We start from the raw sequence: 6890 nt of genomic DNA on the forward strand, positions 1-6890 counted from the left end.
GAGCAGGGCGTCGCCGTTCTGCAGGCGTTGCAGGGGGCTTTCGCCGGTAGCCAGGGCGCGCGCGGAGAAACCGCCCCAGCAGAGCATCTGCATGACTTCTTCGAGCGCCGCCGGCGCCAGGTAGGCGCGGTAGTCGCCGGGGCGCAACTGGCGCAGCGGCTTGCCCAGGTGGCCGAGCTGCTCCCGGGCCTGTTCGAAGCGCCGGGCGAAGGCTTCGTCGTCCCAGCGCTGGCCGGCGTAGTCGGCCTTCACCGCCTGGCCGTTGCCGTGGAACAGGCTCCAGTCGAAGTTGAAGCTGCTGCCGGCATGCCAGCCGAAGGCGCCCCAGGAGTTGGCGAAGCCACGGAACAGCGGTCCGGCGGCATAGATGCCGACCAGGTCGAGGTCGCGCGCCTGGCGTTCGAGGCTGGCCAGCAGCGCGCCGCTGTCGGGCGCTGCGCCGAGGTCCTGGTTCTCTCGCTGCCAGGCCGTGGTGTCGAGCAGCAGATAGGGATCGGCGGGAATCCAGGCCAGGCTCTGGCGCAGTTGCCGAAGGCCTTCGGCCAGACGCTGGCGGTCTTCTTCCGGCGCGCCGGAGAGCGTCAGGTCGAGGCTCGCCTGGCGTTCGTCGCGGATCAGCCGGAGCAGCGCGCTGGCCTGGCGCACCCGGCCGGCCTGGCGCACCCGCGCCCGGTTGAAGCGGATGAACTCGGAGTCCTCGGCGCTGTACCAGAGGGTGAAGTCCTCGCCCTCGGCCAGATGCCGGCGCAGGTCCTCGGCGAGGGCTTCGAAATGCTGTCTCTGGTGCATCAGGCGTCTCCCCCGAATACGTCCACATCGCTGAATACGCAGGCCGGCGAGGCGTGGCCGACACGGATCACCTGGTTCGGCTCGCCCTTGCCGCAGTAGGGGGTGCCGAGCACCTCGAAGGTGCCGGCGTCGCCCACCGCGCTGAGGTTGCGCCAGAACTGCGCGGAGACGCCCCGGTAGTTGGGGTTCTTCACCACGCCCTTGAGTTCGCCGTCCTCGATCAACTGGCCCCATTCGCAGCCGAACTGGAACTTGTTGCGTGCGTCGTCGATCGACCAGGAGCGGTTGTAGGACATCAGCACCCCGCGCTCGATACCGCCCACCAGTTGGGCGAAGCTCTTGTCGCCGGGCTCCAGGTTGAGATTGGCCATGCGGTCGATGGGCGCGCGGTTCCAACTGCTGGCGCGGCTGTTGGCGACGCCCTCCAGGCCGCTGCGGTGTTGCGACAGGGCGCCGCCGAGCGGGCGCAGCAGGCGGCCTTCGCGGATCAGGTATTCCTTGCGCGCGGGGCTGCCGTCGTCGTCCTGGTGGTAGCTGGCCAGTTCCTCGGGGATTTCCGGGTCGAAGCTGACGTTGAGCAGGCTGGAGCCGTACTGGTAGCGACCGAAGTCCTCGGTCTTGATGAAGCTGGTACCGGCGTAGTTGCGCTCGTCGCCGAGGATGCGATCCAGCTCCAGCGGGTGGCCGATCGACTCGTGGATCTGCAGGATCATCTGGTCCGGCATCAGCAGCAGGTCGCAACGGCCGCTCGGGGTGTTCGGCGCCGCCAGCAGTTGCAGGGCCTGGTCGGCGATGCGCGGCGCGGCGCCGACCAGGCCGAGGCGCTCGATCACTTCGGCGCCGCCCTGCTGGCCGGCATGGTGGCCGCCGAAACTGCGGGTCTGGCTGTCATGGCCGTCGTAGGCGGTGACGCTGGCGCCGGGATAGACGAAGCGCTGCTCGTGGTATTGCTCGGCGCCGGCGCTGTTCAGGTAGAGCTGTTCCTGGCGGCTGACTTCGAGGAATACGCTCCAGTTCACCAGGCGCTCGTCGCGCGGCACCTTGGCGGACTCCTCGGCGAGCAGTTCGTAGCACTCGGCGATGGAGGGGAAAGGGGCGTCCTGGTTCGGCGAGCGATACTGCGAGCGGCCGCTTGCCGGCGGCAATCCGCGGACGTCGAACAGGGCGTGCCGGGCGATCCGCTCGGCTTGCCGCTCGGCCTGCTCCAGGGCGGCCTGCAGGCCGGCCGCGGAGAGATCGTTGGTGGCGGCGTAGGCTTCCACGCCGTTCAGCCGTACGCAGAGCATGGCGCCGCGGTCCTGGCTGAAGTGCGGCGGTTCGCTGACGTTGCGGCGCACCGAGAGGTACTCGCCGCTACGCTGGACGTAGCGCAAGGAGTGGAATTCGGCGCGGCTGCGGAGCGCCGCGAAGCGGTGTTTCAACGGGTCGATCATCTGTGCGTCCCTGGCCGATTGCGGAGTGGGCGAGTGCAGGACGCTCTATTTCAAGCCTTCGCCCGTAACGGAGCAAGCCGTTTGTTGTCATAGCCTGGTGCCAGGCTGCGGGTGGCTCGCCGAAGCATGCGGGCGGAATGCCTAACTATCGGTAAAGCAAGGGTAAATAGCGGGTAAAGAGGCTTTGCCTGGGCCCCCGCAATGCTTATCGTGCAGCCTGGAAAAAGCGCCTCCGTTCTAAGCCTGAAGAAGAACCATGACTCCAACGACCGGTAAATCCAAGTTCCGTACCCTGCGCCCGTGGCTGATCACCGCCCTGGCCTTCGCCGCCGTGATCGGCCTGGTGATGTGGCTGGCGGCGCCCGCCTCGGCACCGTCCTCCGACGGGCGACCCGGTCGCGGCGGCAAGCCGGGCGCCGCGCTGCCCAAGGCCAACGCGCTCACTGTCGGCGTGGCCAGGGTGGAGCAGGGCGACCTGGCGCTGCATTTCAACGCGCTTGGCACCGTCACCGCCTTCAACACGGTGAACGTCAAGCCGCGGGTCAACGGCGAGCTGGTCAAGGTGCTGTTCCAGGAGGGGCAGGAGGTCAAGGCCGGCGACCTGCTGGCGGTGGTCGACCCGCGTACCTACAAGGCGGCGCTGGCCCAGGCCGAGGGCACGCTGATGCAGAACCAGGCGCAACTGAAGAACGCCGAGATCGACCTGCAGCGCTACAAGGGGCTGTACGCCGAGGACTCGATCGCCAAGCAGACCCTGGATACCCAGGAAGCCCAGGTCCGCCAGTTGCAGGGCACCATCCGTACCAACCAGGGCCAGGTCGACGACGCCCGCCTCAACCTGACCTTCACCGAGGTCCGCGCACCGATTTCCGGACGCCTCGGCCTGCGCCAGGTGGACATCGGCAACCTGGTCACCAGCGGCGATACCACGCCGCTGGTGGTGATCACCCAGGTCAAGCCGATCTCGGTGGTGTTCAGCCTGCCGCAGCAGCAGATCGGCACCGTCGTCGAGCAGATGAACGGCCCCGGCAAGCTGGCGGTCACCGCGCTGGACCGCAACCAGGACAAGGTTCTCGCCGAAGGCACCCTGACCACCCTGGACAACCAGATCGACACCACCACCGGCACGGTCAAGCTCAAGGCACGCTTCGAGAACGCCGACGGCAAGCTGTTCCCCAACCAGTTCGTCAACGTGCGCCTGTTGGCGCAGACCCTGAAGGGCGTGCTGACCATTCCGGCCAACGCCGTGCAGCGCGGCACCAACGGTATCTATGTGTACGTGGTCGGCGCCGACAACAAGGTCAGCCAGCGCAGCGTCGCCATCGGCACCAGCGAGAACGAGCGGGTGGTGGTGGAAAGCGGCCTGAAGGCCGGCGAGCAGGTGGTGGTGGAAGGCACCGACCGCCTGCGCGACGGTATGGAAGTGCGTGTCGCCGAGGCCTCCCCGCAGGTCCTCGAGGGCGAGCCGCAGAAACCGCAGACTGGCCGCCCCAGCGGCCTCCAGGGCGACTCGGTGGGTAGCGGGAGCGCTGAATGAACCCGTCCCGCCCGTTCATCCTGCGGCCGGTCGCGACCACCCTGCTGATGGTGGCGATCCTGCTCTCGGGCCTGATCGCCTACCGCTTCCTGCCGATCTCGGCGTTGCCGGAAGTGGACTACCCGACCATCCAGGTGGTCACCCTGTACCCCGGTGCCAGCCCGGAGATCATGACCTCGTCGATCACCGCGCCGCTGGAGAACCAGCTCGGGCAGATTCCGGGGCTCAACGAGATGTCTTCCAGCAGTTCCGGCGGCGCCTCGGTGATCACCCTGCAATTCAGCCTGCAGAGCAACCTCGATGTCGCCGAGCAGGAAGTCCAGGCGGCGATCAACGCCGCGCAGAGCCTGCTGCCCAACGACCTGCCGAACCAGCCGGTGTTCAGCAAGGTGAACCCGGCGGACGCACCGATCCTGACCCTGGCGGTGATGTCCGACGGCATGCCGCTGCCGCAGATCCAGGACCTGGTGGATACCCGCCTGGCACAGAAGATCTCGCAGATCTCCGGGGTCGGCCTGGTCAGCATCAGCGGCGGCCAGCGCCCGGCGGTGCGGGTGCGCGCCAACCCGACGGCGCTGGCGGCGGCCGGGCTGAGCCTGGAGGACCTGCGCAGCACGGTGACCAGCAACAACCTCAATGGCCCCAAGGGCAGCTTCGACGGCCCGACCCGTGCCTCGACCCTGGACGCCAACGACCAGTTGCGCTCGGCCGACGCCTACCGCGACCTGATCATCGCCTACAAGAACGGCTCGCCGCTGCGCATCCGCGACGTCGCCAGCGTCGAGGACGACGCCGAGAACGTGCGCCTGGCCGCCTGGGCCAACAACCTGCCGGCGGTGGTGCTGAACATCCAGCGCCAGCCGGGGGCCAACGTGATCGAGGTGGTCGACCGGATCAAGGCGCTGCTGCCGCAGCTGCAATCGACCCTGCCGGGGAATCTCGACGTGCAGGTGCTGACCGACCGCACCACCACCATCCGCGCCTCGGTCAAGGACGTGCAGTTCGAGCTGGCGCTGGCGGTGGCGCTGGTGGTGATGGTCACCTTCCTGTTCCTGCGCAACGTCTACGCCACCCTGATTCCCAGCTTCGCCGTGCCGCTGTCGCTGATCGGCACCTTCGGCGTGATGTACCTGTCCGGCTTCTCGATCAACAACCTGACCCTGATGGCGCTGACCATCGCCACCGGCTTCGTGGTCGACGACGCGATCGTCATGGTGGAGAACATCGCCCGCTACCTGGAGCAGGGCGACTCGCCGCTGGAAGCGGCGCTCAAGGGCTCGAAGCAGATCGGCTTCACCATCATCTCGCTGACCTTCTCGCTGATCGCCGTGCTGATCCCGCTGCTGTTCATGGGCGACGTCGCCGGGCGGCTGTTCCGCGAGTTCGCCATCACCCTGGCGGTGGCGATCCTGATTTCCGGCTTCGTCTCCCTGACCCTTACGCCGATGCTCAGCGCCAAGCTGCTGCGCCACATCGACGAGGACCAGCAGGGCCGCTTCGCGCGCGCCGCGGGGCGGGTCATCGATGGCCTGATCGCACAATACGCCAAGGCCCTGCGGGTGGTCCTGCGGCACCAGCCGCTGACCCTGCTGGTGGCCATCGCCACCCTGGCGCTGACCGCGCTGCTCTACCTGGCCATGCCCAAGGGCTTCTTCCCGGTGCAGGACACCGGGGTGATCCAGGGCGTCGCCGAAGCGCCGCAGTCGATCTCCTTCCAGGCCATGTCCGAGCGCCAGCGCGCCCTCGCCGAGGTGGTGCTGAAGGACCCGGCGGTGGCCAGCCTGTCCTCCTACATCGGCGTCGACGGCAGCAACCCGACCCTCAACACCGGCCGCCTGCTGATCAACCTCAAGCCGCACAGCGAGCGCGACGTCACCGCCAGCGAAGTGATCCAGCGCCTGCAGCCCGAACTCGACCACCTGCCCGGGATCAAGCTGTACATGCAGCCGGTGCAGGACCTGACCATCGAGGACCGGGTCGCCCGCACCCAGTACCAGTTCACCTTGCAGGACGCCGACCCGGACGTGCTCGCCGAGTGGGTACCGAAGCTGGTGGCGCGGCTGCAGGAGTTGCCGCAGCTCGCCGACGTCGCCAGCGACTGGCAGGACAAGGGCTTGCAGGCCTACCTGAACATCGACCGCGACACCGCCTCGCGCCTCGGCGTGAAGCTCTCCGACATCGACAGCGTGCTCTACAACGCCTTCGGCCAGCGGCTGATCTCGACCATCTTCACCCAGGCCACCCAGTACCGCGTGGTGCTGGAGGTGGCGCCGCAGTTCCAGCTCGGCCCGCAGGCCCTGGAGCAGCTCTACGTGCCGTCCAGCGACGGCACCCAGGTGCGCCTGTCGAGCCTGGCGAAGGTGGAGGAGCGGCATACCCTGCTGGCGATCAACCATATCGCCCAGTTCCCCTCGGCGACCCTGTCGTTCAACCTGGCCAAGGGTTACTCCCTGGGCGAGGCGGTCGAGGCGATCCGTGGCGTCGAGGCCAGCCTGGAGCTGCCGCTGAGCATGCAGGGCAGCTTCCGCGGCGCGGCGCTGGCCTTCGAGGCCTCGCTGTCGAACACGCTGCTGCTGATCCTCGCCTCGGTGGTGACCATGTACATCGTCCTGGGCATCCTCTACGAGAGCTTCATCCATCCGGTGACCATCCTCTCGACCCTGCCCTCGGCCGGGGTCGGCGCGCTGTTGGCGCTGATGCTGGCGGGGCAGGAGATCGGCATCGTGGCGATCATCGGCATCATCCTGCTGATCGGCATCGTCAAGAAGAACGCGATCATGATGATCGACTTCGCCCTCGACGCCGAGCGCAACGAAGGCAAGCCGCCCCATGAGGCGATCTACCAGGCCTGCCTGCTGCGCTTCCGGCCGATCCTGATGACCACCATGGCCGCGCTGCTCGGCGCGCTGCCGCTGATGCTCGCCGGCGGCGCCGGCGCCGAGCTGCGCCAGCCGCTGGGCATCACCATGGTCGGTGGCCTGCTGCTGAGCCAGGTCCTGACCCTGTTCACCACCCCGGTGATCTATCTCTACTTCGACCGCCTGGCCCGTCGCTGGGCGGCCTGGCGCAAGCAGCGCGGGCTGGACCTGAACACCGAGGCCGGGTTCGACGGGGATGCCGGGCGATGAGCC

General features: G+C 68.0%; 3 protein-coding genes and 1 pseudogene. 2 read left to right on the forward strand and 2 right to left on the reverse strand.

Translation table 11 applies throughout. The features are described from left to right. Window positions 1-789, reverse strand: a pseudogene (locus FFS27_RS25615) (TldD/PmbA family protein); the annotation flags it as partial. Beyond that, entirely contained in the window at window positions 789-2222 is a 1434-nt protein-coding gene (locus FFS27_RS25620; RefSeq protein ID WP_023101210.1) for a TldD/PmbA family protein, read from the reverse strand. The pseudogene FFS27_RS25615 and the gene FFS27_RS25620, both read right to left, overlap by 1 nt. A 256-nt stretch (window positions 2223-2478) precedes the next feature. On the opposite strand from FFS27_RS25620, the gene muxA reads away from it, so the two are divergent. Both muxA and muxB read left to right on the forward strand, forming a co-directional pair. Beyond that, window positions 2479-3759: a multidrug efflux RND transporter periplasmic adaptor subunit MuxA gene (gene muxA, locus FFS27_RS25630; protein ID WP_003111498.1), complete on the forward strand. Its 1281-nt coding sequence runs from the start codon at window positions 2479-2481 to the stop codon at window positions 3757-3759. Next, a complete protein-coding gene (muxB, locus tag FFS27_RS25635; RefSeq protein WP_003089920.1) occupies window positions 3756-6887 on the forward strand; it encodes a multidrug efflux RND transporter permease subunit MuxB in 3132 nt (1043 codons plus the stop codon). The genes muxA and muxB overlap by 4 nt, the downstream gene beginning before the upstream one ends. The last annotated feature ends 3 nt before the right edge of the window (window positions 6888-6890 follow it).

The organism is Pseudomonas sp. 2VD (assembly GCF_005503585.1).
In the GTDB taxonomy this organism is placed as follows: domain Bacteria; phylum Pseudomonadota; class Gammaproteobacteria; order Pseudomonadales; family Pseudomonadaceae; genus Pseudomonas; species Pseudomonas aeruginosa.

Excerpts from the sequence above, each read along its gene's own strand:
- muxB (WP_003089920.1), top strand. The coding sequence starts at position 3,756 with ATGAACCCGTCCCGCCCGTTCATCCTGCGGCCGGTCGCGACCACCCTG.
- FFS27_RS25620 (WP_023101210.1), bottom strand. The coding sequence starts at position 2,222 with ATGATCGACCCGTTGAAACACCGCTTCGCGGCGCTCCGCAGCCGCGCC.
- muxA (WP_003111498.1), top strand. The coding sequence starts at position 2,479 with ATGACTCCAACGACCGGTAAATCCAAGTTCCGTACCCTGCGCCCGTGG.